Below are 13,656 nucleotides of genomic sequence, written 5' to 3' on the forward strand. Positions count from 1 at the left end.
AGGCAGCGACATGACCGACACATCAACCTCCGCCACGGGCGGCATACCGGCGCAGTCCGGCTCCGGCTCCGGTTCCGGCGAGCAGCCGGCCAAGGGCGGCTTCCTGACCAAGGTGCCGGGCGAGGGCAGCTTCTGGCTCTCCGAATGGGCCTTCCCCGTCTTCGTGGCCTGCCTGGCCGCGGGCATCTTCACCGGCACCCAGCTCTACTACACGTACGGGACCGGCGTGTTCAGCGACGTCGCGGTCGCCTCCATGCTCAAGGCCGGTATGGAGAACGGCAGTTACGGCGCCGCGGCCGCCTTCGGCGCGGGCTTCCTGTTCGCTCGCGTCATCGAGGGGCCCATGGTCGGCATCCTCGACATCGGCGGCTCCCTCCAGACCGGCGTCGGCATCGGCATCCCCGCCATGCTGCTCGGCGCAGGGTTCACCGCCCCGCTGGAGCACTTCTGGCTCGCGATCCCGGTGGGCGCTGCCCTCGGCGGTCTGATCGGCGTCGCGATCCTCGCGATCCGGCGTGCCACCGTGAACTCCACGGGTGGCACCTCCACGTTCGGCGCCGACGTGATGATGGGCGCGGGCAACTCCGCAGGTCGCTATCTGGGCCCGCTCGTCATCATCTCCGCCGCCACCGCCTCGCTGCCCGTCGGCATCGGCTCCACCGTCGGCGCCGCGCTCTTCTACAAGTGGCAGAAGCCGCTGACCGGCGGAGCCATCATCGGCGCGATGATCGCGGGCCTCTTCTTCCCGATCCCCGGCAAGTGACCGCCCCCAGGCCTTAGGACGTACCGTGCACACTCTCCACCACGACCTCGGCACACCGCCTGCCATCAACGCCAGCGGGAAGATGACGGCTCTCGGCGGCAGTGTCCTCAGCGACGGTGTCATCGCCGCGATGGGCGATGCCGCCCGCCACCACGTCGTCATGGACGACCTGATGGCCGCCGTCGGCCGCGAGATCGGCCGCGCCACCGGCACCGAGGACGGCTGCCCCACCACGGGAGCCGCCTCCGGCATCGCCATCGCGGTCGCCGCCGTCATCGCGGGCACCGACCTGTCCCGCATCGAGGCCCTGCCCGACGCGGGCGACGCCCCCTGCGAGGTGATCCTGCCGCGCGGCCACTCCGTCCACTTCGGCGCGCCCGTACGGCAGATGGTCGCGCTCGGCGGCGGCCTTGCCGTCGAGGTCGGCTCCGCGAACAAGGTGACCGCCGACCACCTGGCCGGCGCGATCGGACCGCGCACCGCGGCCCTGCTGTACGTCCAGTCCCACCACGCCGTGCAGAAGGGCATGGTCTCCCTCGCGCAGACCATCGAGGTGGCCCGCGCCCACGACGTCCCGGTCATCGTCGACGCCGCGGCAGAGGGCGAACTGCGCCACTGGCCCGCCACCGGCGCCGACTTGGTGATCTACAGCGGCGGCAAGGCCGTCGGCGGACCCACCTCCGGGATGATCTGCGGCAGCGCCGCGCACATGGCGGCGTGCCGGGCCCAGTACGGCGGCATCGCCCGCCCGATGAAGGTCGGCAAGGAGACCCTCTTCGGCCTCGTCCAGGCCCTGCGCGAGTACGGCAGCGCCCAGGCCGGCGGGCACCGGCCGCGCATGGAGAAGCTCGCCGCGCGCCTCGCGGACCTGCCGGGCCTCACCACCCGGGTCGTCAGCGACGAGGCGGGACGCGACATCCACCGCACCGAACTCACCGTGGACCCCGACACGGCGGGCCGTGACGCGGCCACCCTCGCCGCCGAACTCGCCGCGACCGGCGTGTATCTGAGGGACCATCACGCCGTCACGGGGCGTCTCGCCATCGACCCGCGCCCCATGAACCCCGACGAAGAGGAACAGCTGGTGAACCGGCTGACCGCACTGCTGGACGGAGAGAACAACCGATGACCGTCGTCGAACGCCGCCTGGTGGTCACCGAGGAGGCCGGCCTGCACGCCCGCCCCGCGACCGCCTTCGCCCAAATAGCCGCCCGCGCCTCCTGCGATGTCACCGTCGCGCGGGAGGACGGCCACGAGGTCCCCGCCCGCAGCGTCCTGTCGCTGATGACACTCAGCGTCCGCTGCGGCGACGCCATCGTGCTGCGCGCCCGCGGGGCCGACGCGGAGTCGACCCTGGACGCCCTCGCCGAGATCGCGGCCCCGGCATGACCACAGCCCGCACCCCACCGGAGTCCACCATGCACGCCGAAGTCATCGACGCCCTGCGCGCCGCCCGCGTCACCCCGACCGTGCGCGAGGCCGACGCGGACACCGCCGACACGGTGGCTCGCACCCTCGTCGAATGCGGCCTCACCGCCTTCGAGTTCACCGCCACCACACCCGGCTGGGAGGACCTGGTCGCGGCCTGGGCGAAGGAGTTCCCCGAGGTGACACTCGGCCTCGGCACCGTCACCTCGCCCGACATCGCCGAACGTGCGCTCGCGGCCGGTGCGCACTTCCTGGTGAGTCCGTTCCAGGTGCCCGAGGTACGTCCCATCGCCGATGACGCGGGCCGGCTCCTGGTCGAGGGCGGCCTCACCCCGAGCGAGCTGCGCGTCGCGGCGGACCGGGGTGTCGCCAAACTGTTCCCCGCCCACGCCGGAGGCATCGCCTACCTGAAGTCGGTGCTCTCCGTACTGCCCGGTGCCCGGATCATGGCGACGGGCGGTGTGAGCGTGGACGACGCCGACACATGGCTCGCCGCGGGCGCCTTCTCGGTGAGTATCGGCAGCGACCTCACACGCGGCGACGTGGCGGCCAACGTGGCCCGGCTGAAGCAGCGCGTCGGCTGACGGCAGGTCAGGCACACGTAACGGAGCGATCTCGGCGCTGGAGTCCGGGCGGGCGGATGCGTTGTAGTGGGCCCATGACATCCGAGCCGACAGCGCAGGCACGCGGCGGTGCGGGGTGGCGACGGGGCATGGGTCTCCTCGCCACCCTGGTGCTCCTTGGTACCGCCACGGGCGCCCGTCACCACGAGGGCTACCCGCCGGTCCTGGACAGCGCCTGCGCGGCGTCGGCGGCAACCGCGAAGAGGTCGGGCACACCCGCCCCCGACCTCGACGGCGACGGCCGCCCGGACCTGGCGCTCGGTGTCCCGGCGAGCAACGGCGACGTCTACGAGACCGGCCGGATCGCCCTGTTGCACGGTGCGCGGGCCGACGAGCGCACGGTGTTCACGCCCACCGACTTCGACCTGCCCGAGCACGACTACATGACCGACGAGGAGACCGGCCCGCTCCTCGCCGACCTCGACGGCGACGGCCGCCTCGACCTCGTGGCGGGCGGCACCGCCCATGTGCAGTGGGGCGGCCCCCAGGGCCCGGACCCCGGGCGCAAGGCCACGCGCATCGTGATGCCGCACGACGATCAGCCCGTGGAGATCAGCAAGGGCCACTACGACTACCTGGAACCGCCGGTGGCCGGCGACTTCGACGGCGACGGCCGGGTCGACCTGGCCGCCTACCGCACCGTCCGGGGCGGGTATCACCTCGTGGTGCTGAACGGCCCATTCACACGGACCGGCAAACCCGCGCGGATCACCGAACGCGCCGACCCCTACAGCGAATCGGCGGGCACCGTCGTCGGCGTTCGGCTGCTCGCCGCGGAGATGACCGGTGACCGGGCCACCGATCTGTTGTTGTACGAACCCGGAGAGCCGAAGACGCCGCGCCTGCTGAGCGGGGGAGCCGACACCGCGAGCGGCCTTGCCACGCGGCCTGTGTCGCTGCCGACGGGCGAGAACGTCGCTGTCGGCGACTTCGACGGCGATGGCAGGCCCGATATCGCGCTCGGGAACAGTGGCGTCCCGTTGGACGACGAGTTCGCACCACGCGACCGCAAGGGCAAGGTGACGATCCGTTACGGCAAGGCGCCCGAGTCCCCGGTCATCATCGACGGGGGTGTCCCGAAGGGCGGGTTCGGCATCGGCCTGATGGCCGCGGACGTCAACGGCGACGGCTGCGACGACCTCGCGGTCCGCAGCGACGCCGACCGGGTGGGCGGGCACGACCGGGTCGACATCCTGCGCGGCGGCTCCTCGCCGGGCCTCGGCTCGCGGCCGTGGCACGGGCCGCAGTCGGGCAACCTCGTGGCGGCGGCCGACGTCGACGGTGACGGCCGCGACGAACTCGTCCTCGGCTCGGGCCACACCTGGCGGTTGGTCGACGGCTCCGGGAAACGGCTGGAGTCGTTCGACGTCCGCAAGGTGGCGCGCCCGCAGAGCTAAGCGGCCGGTGTGCACCCGTTGCGCTCGTGGCGGGCGCCCGTCGTGGCGCTGAACTCGCGGCGGGTCGGATAGAGGCTGTACGCCGCGAGGGGGCGCACCTCGACCGAGCACACCACGTCGTCACCGGCTCCCGCGCCCACGTGCTCCAGGAGCAGCGCCAGGATCCGCTGCGACAGGCGTGTCATGGTCCGCTCGCTGCGCCCCGGGAGCAGCGCCACCTCCACGTGCACGACCGGCACGTCGTCGTGTTCGCTGCCGACGACGTAGGTCTCCGTGGCAGCGCGGAAGAACGTCTTGCAGGTGCCGCGCGAGCCGGAGCCCTCCACGACCAGGGCGTGCAGCGCCGTGGCGAGGGCGGCCCGGTCGAGGGTGTCGGTGAGTCGGGGCGAGTAGTCGACGGTGATCTGAGGCACGGCGCCTCCAGGGCGGGCACAACGGGTGGCAGGTGATTGGGTTTTACATCTACCTGTCGGCCACTTTATCCCGTCGTCCAACGCACACCGAACACGCGGGTACGTGTGAGGGCCCGGCCGATCCCGGCCGGGCCCTCACACGTCATGTCACGCCTCGCTGGCGTCCAGCATCTCCGCGCGCTCCACGAGCTTCACGCGCTCGCGGCCCTGCGGCTCGCCGAGCGCCCTCTCGGCGGCGTCCAGCTTGTACCAGCCGTCCCAGGTCGTGAACCGGATGCCGCGCTCGCCGAGGAACTCCTCGACGGACTCCGGGGTGGGCGAGACCGGCGTCTGCAGGCGGCCCTCCGCGTGGTCGGCGAGCAGGTTCGCGACCGCCTCGTTGGCGTCGCCCTTGGTGTGCCCGATGAGGCCGACGGGGCCGCGCCGGATCCAGCCGGTCACGTACGTCGACTGAAGGTGCTCACCGCTCTCCTGGATGACCCGGCCGCCCTCGTCCGGGACGGTGCCGGACTTGATGTCCCAGGGCAGCTTGGGGAGTTCGTCGGAGAGGTAGCCCACCGCGCGGTAGACGGCGCCGAGGTCCCAGTCGGTGAACTTGCCGGTGCCCTTGACGTTGCCCGTGCCGTCCAGCTCGGTGCGCTCGGTGCGCAGGCCCACGACGCGGCCGTCCTCGCCGAGGATCTCGGTCGGCGACTCGAAGAAGTGCAGGAACAGCTTGTGGGGGCGGTTCCCCTCGTCGCGGATCGCCCAGTTCTCCAGGGTCTTGGCGACCATGTCGGTCTGCTTCTCGCTGCGGCGGGCGGCGATCGAGCCCTCGTCGTAGTCGATGTCCTCGGGGTTGACGATGACCTCGATGGACGGGGAGTGGTCGAGCTCGCGCAGCTCCATGGGGCTGAACTTGGCCTGCGCGGGGCCACGACGGCCGAAGACGTGGACCTCCAGGGCCTTGTTCGCCTTCAGGCCCTCGTGCACGTTGGCCGGGATCTCGGTCGGCAGTAGCTCCTCCGCCGTCTTCGCGAGCACGCGCGCGACGTCGAGTGCGACGTTGCCGACGCCGAGGACCGCGACCTTCTCGGCCTCCAGCGGCCAGGTGCGCGGGACGTCGGGGTGGCCGTCGTACCAGGACACGAAGTCCGCGGCACCGTAGGAGCCCTCGAGCTCGATGCCCGGGATGTCGAGCGCCCGGTCCGCCGTCGCGCCGGTGGAGAAGACGATCGCGTCGTAGAAGGCACGCAGGTCGTCGAGGTCGATGTCGCGCGGGTAGTCGACGTTGCCGAACAGCCGGATCTGCGGCTTGTCGAGCACCTGGTGCAGGGCCTTCACGATGCCCTTGATGCGCGGGTGGTCCGGCGCGACGCCGTAGCGGATCAGACCGAACGGGGCCGGCATGCGCTCGAAGAGGTCGATGGACACCCCCGGCTCGGAGGCCGCTTCGGACTTGAGCAGGGCGTCGGCGGCGTAGATGCCGGCGGGGCCGGCTCCGACGATGGCGACCCTCAGGGGGCGAGGCATGGTTCAAGTTCCCTTCGAGTGGTTCCCGTGGGCCGTACGCGCTGGTCGGGCCACGAGTGCTTGAAGGGAAGCCTAAAGTAAGGCAAGCCTTAGAAAGTAGGCGGGTCCGGTCTATGGACTCATAAGGCCACCTTATGGGGGCCGATAGCTTCGCTTTAGGGGCTCGGCATAAGCTGGAAGATCTGTGGGTCGCGCGCTGTTGCACCCGTTGGATCTGTTCGTCGTGTCAGGTAGTGCAGGGAGTGGCGTATGTCGGAGGTAACCGAGAGGGCAGTGCTGGCAGGCGGCTGCTTCTGGGGGATGCAGGACCTGATCCGTGTGCGGCCCGGCGTGCTGTCGACGCGCGTGGGGTACTCCGGCGGTGACACGCCGAACGCCACGTACCGTAACCACGGCGACCACGCCGAGGCCATCGAGATCGTCTATGATCCCTCCGCGGTCACGTATCGGGACCTGCTGGAGTTCTTCTTTCAGGTCCACGACCCGACCACGAAGGACCGCCAGGGCAACGACCTGGGCCGCAGCTACCGCTCCGCGATCTACTACACGGACGACGCGCAGCGCCAGGTCGCCCTCGACACCATCGCGGACGTCGAGGCGAGCGGCCTGTGGCCCGGCAAGGTCGTCACCGAGGTCGAGCCGGTCGGCGATTTCTGGGAGGCGGAGCCGGAGCACCAGGACTATCTGGAGCGCTACCCCGAGGGGTACACCTGCCACTTCCCGCGGCCGAACTGGAAGCTGCCGAAGCGTGCTGCCTGAACGTGCGCCGTGCGGGCGTCACTCCCTGCGGGGGAGTGGCGCCCGTCGTCGTCTTCTCGCCCGCAGGCATCTTGTTTCCGTGTACACGTAAATACATGATGGCTGCATGCATAAGCGGGAGTCGAAGACCACGAGCCCCTTCAAGCAGCCCAAGGCCGTCTGGGCCGTCGCGTTCGCCTGTGTCATCTCGTTCATGGGCATCGGTCTCGTCGACCCGATTCTGCCCGCCCTGGCCGACAGTCTGCATGCCACGCCCAGCCAGGTGTCCCTGCTGTTCAGCAGCTATCTCATCGTCACGGCGGTCGCGATGCTCGTCGTCGGCTGGTTCTCCAGCCGCTTCGGCGCCAAACGCACCCTCGTCATCGGCCTGAGCGTCATCGTCGTCTTCTCGGCGCTCGCCGGAGCCACCGGCTCCATCAACGGAATCGTCGGCTTCCGCGCCGGCTGGGGGCTCGGCAACGCGCTGTTCATCGCCACCTCCCTGGCCGTCATCGTCGCGTCGGCGAGCGGCGGGTTCGGCGGCGCGATCATCCTCTACGAGACCGCGCTCGGCCTCGGGATCGCCGTCGGACCGCTGCTGGGCGGCGAGTTGGGGGCGATCAGCTGGCGCGGGCCGTTCTTCGGCGTCGCCGTCCTCATGGCCATCGCACTCGTCGCCACCATCGTCCTGGTCCCCGATCTGCCCAAACCCAAAAAGATCACGTCGCCGCTCGCCCCGCTCAAGGCGCTGCGCCACCGCGGTCTGCTGACCATGGGCATCATGGCGCTGCTCTACAACTGGGGCTTCTTCACGATGCTCGGGTACGCGCCGTACCCCATGGAACTCGAGGCCCATGAACTCGGCCTCGTCTTCACCGGCTGGGGACTCCTCGTCGCCCTGTTCAGCGTGTACTTCGCGCCGCGCCTCCAGGCGCGCTTCGGCACCGCGGCCGTCCTGTACGCGAATCTGTTCTGCCTCGGCGTCGTGATGGCGGTCATCGCCGCCGGGGTCTCGACGCCCACCGTGGTGATCGTCGCGGTCATCGTCAGCGGCGCCTTCATCGGCATCAACAACACGCTCACCACACAGGCCGTCATGCTGGTCTCACCGGTGGAGCGGCCCGTCGCCTCGTCCGCGTACGGCTTCCTGCGGTTCATCGGCGGCGGCCTCGCGCCGTACGTCGCGGGGAAGCTGGCCGACGCCATGGACCTGAGCGTGCCGTTCTACCTGGCCGCGCTCACCTTCCTCCTCGCCATCCCGGTCCTCGCCAGCGGCCACCGGCTGCTGGGGCAGGCCGAGGCGAACCTGGGCGGAGGCGAGCCGGTCCAGCCCTCGCTCACCCCCGTGGGAGCGCTGGCCCGGAGCGCCGACCCGCGCGTCGTCGTCGCCGTCGGGGACCACGACCGGGCACCGGCCATCGTCGACGCGGCCGCGCGCCTCGCCCGGGACACCGGCAGCCCGCTGGAGGTCGTGCACGTCCGGCAGACCGCCGTGGTCGACGACCAGGCCGCCGACGCCGAGGACCTGGCCCAGGCGCGGGCCGCCGTGAAGGAACACCTCGACCGGCTCGCGGGCCAGGGCATGGCGGCCACCGGGCAGGTCCTGGACAGCGTCGGGGACCACGCCGCCGCCGGCCGCTCGCTGGCCCGGCACGCGGCGGACGCCGGCGCCCGCGTCGTGGCCGTCGGGCACTCGCCGCGCGGCCCGCTCACCCAGTTCGCCGACGGCAGCTTCACCACCGCCCTCACCCACGCCTGCGCGTGCACGGTCGTCCTCGTCGGCACCGACACGGACGCCGCGCCACGCCCGCTGACCGCGGCGGCGCTGGCCGAACTGCGCGGCGCCGGGGCCTGAACCGCGGAACGTTTGATCCGACGCGTATCGGTTAGGTACGGGATCAGTTCAAAAACGGGGAGGTACGGGGATGTTCGGTCCCGCGAGCGGACACTGGGTGCGTACACGCACCGAAGAGGACACGAAGGCCTTCATCAAGGAGAAGGAGCTCGAACGGGAGCTCGCGAGCCAGTCGGGGATGGGCACCGCGATCCTGACCGCGATCGTGGTGCTGTGCCTCCTCGGCTGGGGCGTGTACGCCCTCGTCCGCTGACCCTCAGCGTACGGCGCGTACACCGTCGATGAGGGCGCTCACCCCGCGCTCGACCTTCGAGCGCGGGCAGCCCACATTGAGCCGCACATGACCGGTCGCGCCGTACGCGGTGCCCGGCATGATCGCCACCCGCTGCCGCTCGACCAGCTCGCGCTGGAGCGCCTCCTCGTCGACACCGAGGGGGCGCAGATCGATCCAGGCGAGATAGCCGGCCTCGGGTGGCGTCCAGCCCAGCTCGGGGAACGCCTCGGCCAGGCGCTCGGCCACGTAGGACAGGTTGCCGCGCAGGTACGTGCCGAGCGCGTCCAGCCAGGCACCGCCGTCCCGGTAGGCCGCGATATGGCCGACCACGGACAGCACCGCGGGGGACGACAGGCCGTCGGCCTCCTTGAGGCGGCGCAGGTACGCGTCGCGGGAGCCGGGGTCGCCGACGATGCCGTAACTGCCGGTCAGCGCCGGGATGTTGAAGGACTTCGACGCGGACGTGACGACGGCCCATCGCGTGCCGGGGCCCGCGTGCAGCGCCCACGGCCGGTGGACGGTCGGCGGGTGCGCGAGGTCCGAGTGGATCTCGTCGCTGATGACCGCCACTCCGTGGCGGGCACACATGTCCGCCATGCGGTCGAGCTCCGCCGCCCGCCACACGTGACCGGTGGGATTGTGCGGGGAGCACAGCAGCAGCACCGAGGTGTCCGGCAGCGACAGCAGCCGCTCCAGCTCCGCCCAGTCGTCCAACGGGCAGGTGAGCAGCCGCCGTTCGTGCGCGGCCACCGTCTTGGGGAAGGCGTCGTACGTCGGTGAGTGCGCCACGACGCCGTCGCCGGGCCGCGACCACAGGCGCAGCAGCTGACCGACCTGGTAGATCACGGACGGGCCGTAGACGATCGACTCCGGGTCCACGGGGGTGTCGTGCCGGGCGGCGTACCAGTCGACGATCGCGGACAGGAAGTCCTCGTGGCGCCAGCGGGAGTAGCCGAGCACGCCGTGGTCGAGCCGGGCGCGCAGCGCCGTGAGGACCTCGGGGGCCGTCTCGAAGTCCATGTCGGAGATCGTGAACGGCAGCAGACCCGGCACGCCGAAGCGGTCCTCGACGTAGTCCCACTGCGTGCACCAGGTGCCGTGCCGGTCGACGACGGTGTCGAATTCGTAGGCGGGGGAGTCGGGGGAGGCGTGTCGCATGGTTCAGCCCACCGGGATCATGGTGGCGATGGCGTCCTTCACGGACTGCACCTGAGGGCCGATGACGACCTGCACGGTGTGCGCGTCGAGTTTCACGACGCCGACGGCGCCCAGCTTCTTCAGGCGCGGCTCGTCCACGCGCTCCGCGTCCTCGACCGTCAGCCGTAGCCGGGTGATGCAGTTGTCGAGGGACGTGATGTTGTCGGCGCCGCCGATCGCGGCGAGGATCGCCACCGCGTCGTACTTCCCGGCGATCAGCTCACGCGGCGCCCCGGACTCGTCCGCATCCTCCGCGGGCTCGTCCGCCATCTCGTCCTCGCGCCCCGGCGTCTTGAGGTCGAAGCGCACGATGGCCCAGCGGAACAGGAAGTAGTAGACGGCGAACCACACCGCGGCGATGACCGGAATCAGATACCACTTGGTGGTCGTCCCTTGCAGGACGCCGAAGACGACCCAGTCGATGACGTTGCCGTCCGTGTTGCCGATGAACACCCCGAGGACGGCGGCGGCGAGGAAGCCGAGACCGACGAGGACGGCGTGGAGCAGGTACAGCCACGGCGCGATGAACAGGAACAGGAACTCCAGCGGCTCGGTGATGCCGCCGACGACGCAGGCCACGACGCCGGACACCAGGAGCGCCTTGATCTCCGGCCGCATGTTCCTGCGGGCGCAGTGGTACATGGCGAGCGCGGCGCCCGGCAGACCGCCGAGGTAGGCCGCCATCTTGCCCTGCGAGAGGAAGTGGGTGGCGTCGGTGACGGCGGCCGTGGGCGGCTTCGAGCAGTTGAGCTGCGCGTAGAACATGTTCAGCGCGCCGGACACCTGGTCCCCGCACACCGCGCCGGAACCGCCGACGTCCGTGAAGCGGAACATGGCGACGAGAATGTGGTGCAGGCCCACCGGGCGCAGCAGCACCTCGCCCATGCCGAAGAAGAACGGCCCGAAGACACCCGCGTGACCGATCGCGCGACCCAGGTCGGTGATCCAGCCGTTGAACGTCGGCCACACCAGCGGGATGAGCAGGCCGAGCACGCTCAGCGTGAGCGCGGAGACGATCGGCACGAACCGCAGACCGCCGAAGAAGGCCAGCGCGTCGGGCATCCGCTGCGCACGGAACCGCTGGTGAAGCAGGCTGACAACGATGCCGACGGCGACCGCGCCGAGGAGTCCCGTGTCGATGGACTGGATGCCGATGACATCGGCGATGCCGTAGTGGGCGATCGCCTTCGCGTCGTCGAAGTCCACACCCTTGGCGGTGAGGTAGAAGTTCACCGCGAGGTTCATCGCGGCGTAGCCGACGAAGCCGGAGAAGGCGGCCACGCCCTTGTCCTCGCGGGCCAGCCCGAGGGGGATCGCCATCGCGAACATCACGGGCAGGAACGTGAAGGCGACCTGGCCGGTGTTGGCCATCCACGTGAAGACCAGGTGGAAGCCCTGGCCCTGGAGGAAGGTCAGGTTGTTGGTGACGGCTTCGCTGGAGAGCGAGGAGCCGATGCCCAGCATGATGCCGCAGAACGCGAGCAGCGCCACGGGGAGCATGAACGTCTTGCCGAGGCTCTGGAGGAACTCCCAGAGCGCGGCCTTGGTCTTCTGCATGGGGGGTGTGTCGACTTTCGGGCCTGGACGGGAGGCTGGCACAAGCCGGCCACCTGGTCACAAGCCGACCGGGACGGTCGGTCACCTGCCGCGTACAGGCATCGCCCGTCGAGCGGCGTCGAGGGTGTCCGGTCCGCCGAGACGGATGAGATCACAGCAGCTCGCGCCGTGTCTATGGCCGACCTGTCCCTGGCCGATCCCGCCCGCCCTCAGGCCTGGCCCCGAACGTCACCTCCGAGGCCGCCGCGATGCGGGCGCCCATGTTGCGCCGCATCATCTCCAGCGCGGCGTCCGCGAGCTCCGGATGGATGGCGGCCACCGCGTCGTGCGGCACCGTGGTCCGCAGATGACGGATGTGCGCGTCGAGCGCGGAGTAGAGCACACACTGCTCGGTGACCTGGCCGCACAGCACGATGTGTCCGACGCCCAGTTCCCACAGCAGATACGTGAGCGGGGTCTCGTAGAAGATCGAGTGGCGGGCCTTGACGACGAAGAGGGAGTCCTCGTCGGGCCGCACCGGCTCCACCAGGTCGGCGTGCGGCCCGGCGAGCGCCGTCTCCACCAACTCGCCGTGGTGCGAGCGCCATTCGCCGAAGTTGTCGTTGACGTAGATCACAGGAACGCCGGCCGTGCGCGCCCGGTCGAGGAGGTCCACGACGGCCGGGACGACGGCGCGGGACGCGGGCAGCAGCAGCTCCGCGTCGTCGTGGTCGTATGTGTTGATCATGTCGATCACGACGAGCGCCGAGCCCTCGGTGGGCTGTGCGCGTGTGCGCTCGGTCATCGCCCGGTCATCCGAAGGTCTCGCGCAGGGCGGGCAGCAGCTTCCTGGTGGACCACTCCTGGAAGCCGTACTGCTGGTCGCCGCCGATCTGGACCAGGGCGAGACCGGTGAACCCCGCCTCGGCGAAGGCGCGCGCGGCCTCCACGAACGTGTCCACGTCGTCGCCGCAGGGAATCGACTCGGCGACGTCGTCGGGCCGCACGAACTGGGTCGCGCCCTCGAACGAATCGGGGTGCGGCAGCTCGGAGTTGACCTTCCAGCCGCCGCCGAACCAGCGGAACTGCTCGTGCGCGCGGGCGACGGCGGCCCCGCGGTCCGGATCGTAGGAGACCGGCAGCTGTCCGATGCGCGGCTTGCCCTCGCCGCCGTGCCGGTCGAAGGCGGTGAGGAGGTCCGCCTTGGGCTCGGTGGCGATGAGCAGATCGGCGAGACGGCCCGCGAGATCACAGGACCGCTCGCCGGACACGGCGATACCGATCGGTGGGGCGGACCCGGGCAGATCCCACAGGCGGGCCGACTCGACGTCGTAGTGCTTGCCGTGGTGGGTGACATGCCCGCCATCGAAAAGGGCTCGGATGATCGTGACGGCCTCCTCCAGCATCTCGTGCCGCACGTCCACCGTCGGCCAGCCACGGCCCACCACGTGTTCGTTGAGGTTCTCCCCGGAGCCGAGCCCGAGGCGGAAGCGGCCCTCGGACAGCAGCTGCAAGGTCGCCGCCTTCTGGGCCACCACCGCCGGGTGGTAGCGGAAGGTCGGGCAGGTCACGTACGTCATCAGCGGCAGCCGCGACGTCGCCTGCGCGACGGCGCCGAGCACACTCCAGGCATACGGGGAGTGGCCCTGGGAACGCAGCCAGGGGAAGTAGTGGTCGCTGGTCACCGAGAAGTCGAAACCCGCCTCCTCGGCCCCGACCGCATGGCCCACCAGCTCGCGGGGCCCCGCCTGCTCGGTCATCAAGGTGTATCCGATGTCCATGTCCACTGCGTCCCCGATCATCAGGAGGTCTAACAGTTTCGGTGGATATGTTCGGCATTGCCGACCGCAGGGTGGAAGTTTCCCGCACTGGTTTCCATCACTGATTGAAAAGTGTGCCGGGCCGTGCTGTCCTGTGCCC

14 protein-coding genes are annotated in these 13,656 nt (G+C 70.5%); 8 read left to right on the forward strand and 6 right to left on the reverse strand.

Annotated features, from left to right (window positions below; genetic code table 11):
- Nucleotides 1–10: 10 nt before the first annotated feature.
- The 5 genes from ACWD2L_RS06820 (at nt 11) to ACWD2L_RS06840 (ending at nt 4,211) form a co-directional block, all read left to right on the forward strand.
- A complete protein-coding gene (locus ACWD2L_RS06820) occupies nt 11–763 on the forward strand; it encodes a DUF4310 family protein (protein WP_351331918.1) in 753 nt (250 codons plus the stop codon).
- 25 nt (nt 764–788) lie between these two features.
- Entirely contained in the window at nt 789–1,892 is a 1,104-nt protein-coding gene (locus tag ACWD2L_RS06825) for a DgaE family pyridoxal phosphate-dependent ammonia lyase (RefSeq protein ID WP_351331917.1), read from the forward strand.
- Nucleotides 1,889–2,152, forward strand: coding sequence for an HPr family phosphocarrier protein (locus ACWD2L_RS06830; protein ID WP_351331915.1), 264 nt, complete (start codon nt 1,889–1,891; stop codon nt 2,150–2,152). Before ACWD2L_RS06825 ends, ACWD2L_RS06830 begins: the two co-directional genes overlap by 4 nt.
- Entirely contained in the window at nt 2,149–2,775 is a 627-nt protein-coding gene (locus ACWD2L_RS06835) for a bifunctional 4-hydroxy-2-oxoglutarate aldolase/2-dehydro-3-deoxy-phosphogluconate aldolase (RefSeq protein WP_351331913.1), read from the forward strand. Before ACWD2L_RS06830 ends, ACWD2L_RS06835 begins: the two co-directional genes overlap by 4 nt.
- A 74-nt stretch (nt 2,776–2,849) precedes the next feature.
- A complete protein-coding gene (locus ACWD2L_RS06840; protein WP_351331911.1) occupies nt 2,850–4,211 on the forward strand; it encodes an FG-GAP repeat domain-containing protein in 1,362 nt (453 codons plus the stop codon).
- On the opposite strand, the gene ACWD2L_RS06845 is transcribed toward ACWD2L_RS06840, so the two are convergent.
- Together ACWD2L_RS06845 and ACWD2L_RS06850 are read right to left on the reverse strand one after the other, a co-directional pair.
- Nucleotides 4,208–4,624, reverse strand: coding sequence for a 5-carboxymethyl-2-hydroxymuconate delta isomerase (locus ACWD2L_RS06845; protein WP_351331909.1), 417 nt, complete (start codon nt 4,622–4,624; stop codon nt 4,208–4,210). The two genes, ACWD2L_RS06840 and ACWD2L_RS06845, sit on opposite strands and share 4 nt — an antisense overlap.
- Before the next feature lie 147 nt (nt 4,625–4,771).
- Complete coding sequence (locus ACWD2L_RS06850; protein ID WP_351331908.1) at nt 4,772–6,136, reverse strand: FAD-dependent oxidoreductase; 1,365 nt, start codon at nt 6,134–6,136, stop codon at nt 4,772–4,774.
- A gap of 249 nt (nt 6,137–6,385) precedes the next feature.
- Between ACWD2L_RS06850 and msrA the strand changes: the two genes are divergently transcribed.
- The 3 genes from msrA (at nt 6,386) to ACWD2L_RS06865 (ending at nt 8,982) form a co-directional block, all read left to right on the forward strand.
- Nucleotides 6,386–6,895 (forward strand): peptide-methionine (S)-S-oxide reductase MsrA, encoded by a 510-nt coding sequence (msrA, locus tag ACWD2L_RS06855; RefSeq protein WP_351331906.1) that lies wholly within the window; start codon nt 6,386–6,388, stop codon nt 6,893–6,895.
- 106 nt (nt 6,896–7,001) lie between these two features.
- On the forward strand, nt 7,002–8,729 hold the full coding sequence (locus tag ACWD2L_RS06860) for an MFS transporter (RefSeq protein ID WP_351331904.1): 1,728 nt from the start codon (nt 7,002–7,004) through the stop codon (nt 8,727–8,729).
- Nucleotides 8,730–8,799: 70 nt separating this feature from the next.
- Entirely contained in the window at nt 8,800–8,982 is a 183-nt protein-coding gene (locus ACWD2L_RS06865; RefSeq protein WP_351331902.1) for a hypothetical protein, read from the forward strand.
- A gap of 3 nt (nt 8,983–8,985) precedes the next feature.
- Here the strand turns inward: ACWD2L_RS06865 and ACWD2L_RS06870 are convergent, their stop codons facing one another.
- The 4 genes from ACWD2L_RS06870 to ACWD2L_RS06885 all read right to left on the reverse strand — a co-directional run bounded on the left by ACWD2L_RS06870 (nt 8,986) and on the right by ACWD2L_RS06885 (nt 13,538).
- A complete protein-coding gene (locus ACWD2L_RS06870; protein ID WP_351331901.1) occupies nt 8,986–10,161 on the reverse strand; it encodes a MalY/PatB family protein in 1,176 nt (391 codons plus the stop codon).
- A gap of 3 nt (nt 10,162–10,164) precedes the next feature.
- Entirely contained in the window at nt 10,165–11,757 is a 1,593-nt protein-coding gene (gene malX, locus ACWD2L_RS06875; protein ID WP_351331899.1) for a maltose/glucose-specific PTS transporter subunit IIBC, read from the reverse strand.
- Between the two features lie 172 nt (nt 11,758–11,929).
- Nucleotides 11,930–12,541, reverse strand: coding sequence for a cysteine hydrolase family protein (locus ACWD2L_RS06880; protein ID WP_351331897.1), 612 nt, complete (start codon nt 12,539–12,541; stop codon nt 11,930–11,932).
- A gap of 7 nt (nt 12,542–12,548) precedes the next feature.
- Nucleotides 12,549–13,538 (reverse strand): LLM class F420-dependent oxidoreductase, encoded by a 990-nt coding sequence (locus ACWD2L_RS06885; protein ID WP_351331896.1) that lies wholly within the window; start codon nt 13,536–13,538, stop codon nt 12,549–12,551.
- Nucleotides 13,539–13,656 lie beyond the last annotated feature (118 nt).

The organism is Streptomyces sp. NPDC002754 (genome assembly GCF_053592315.1).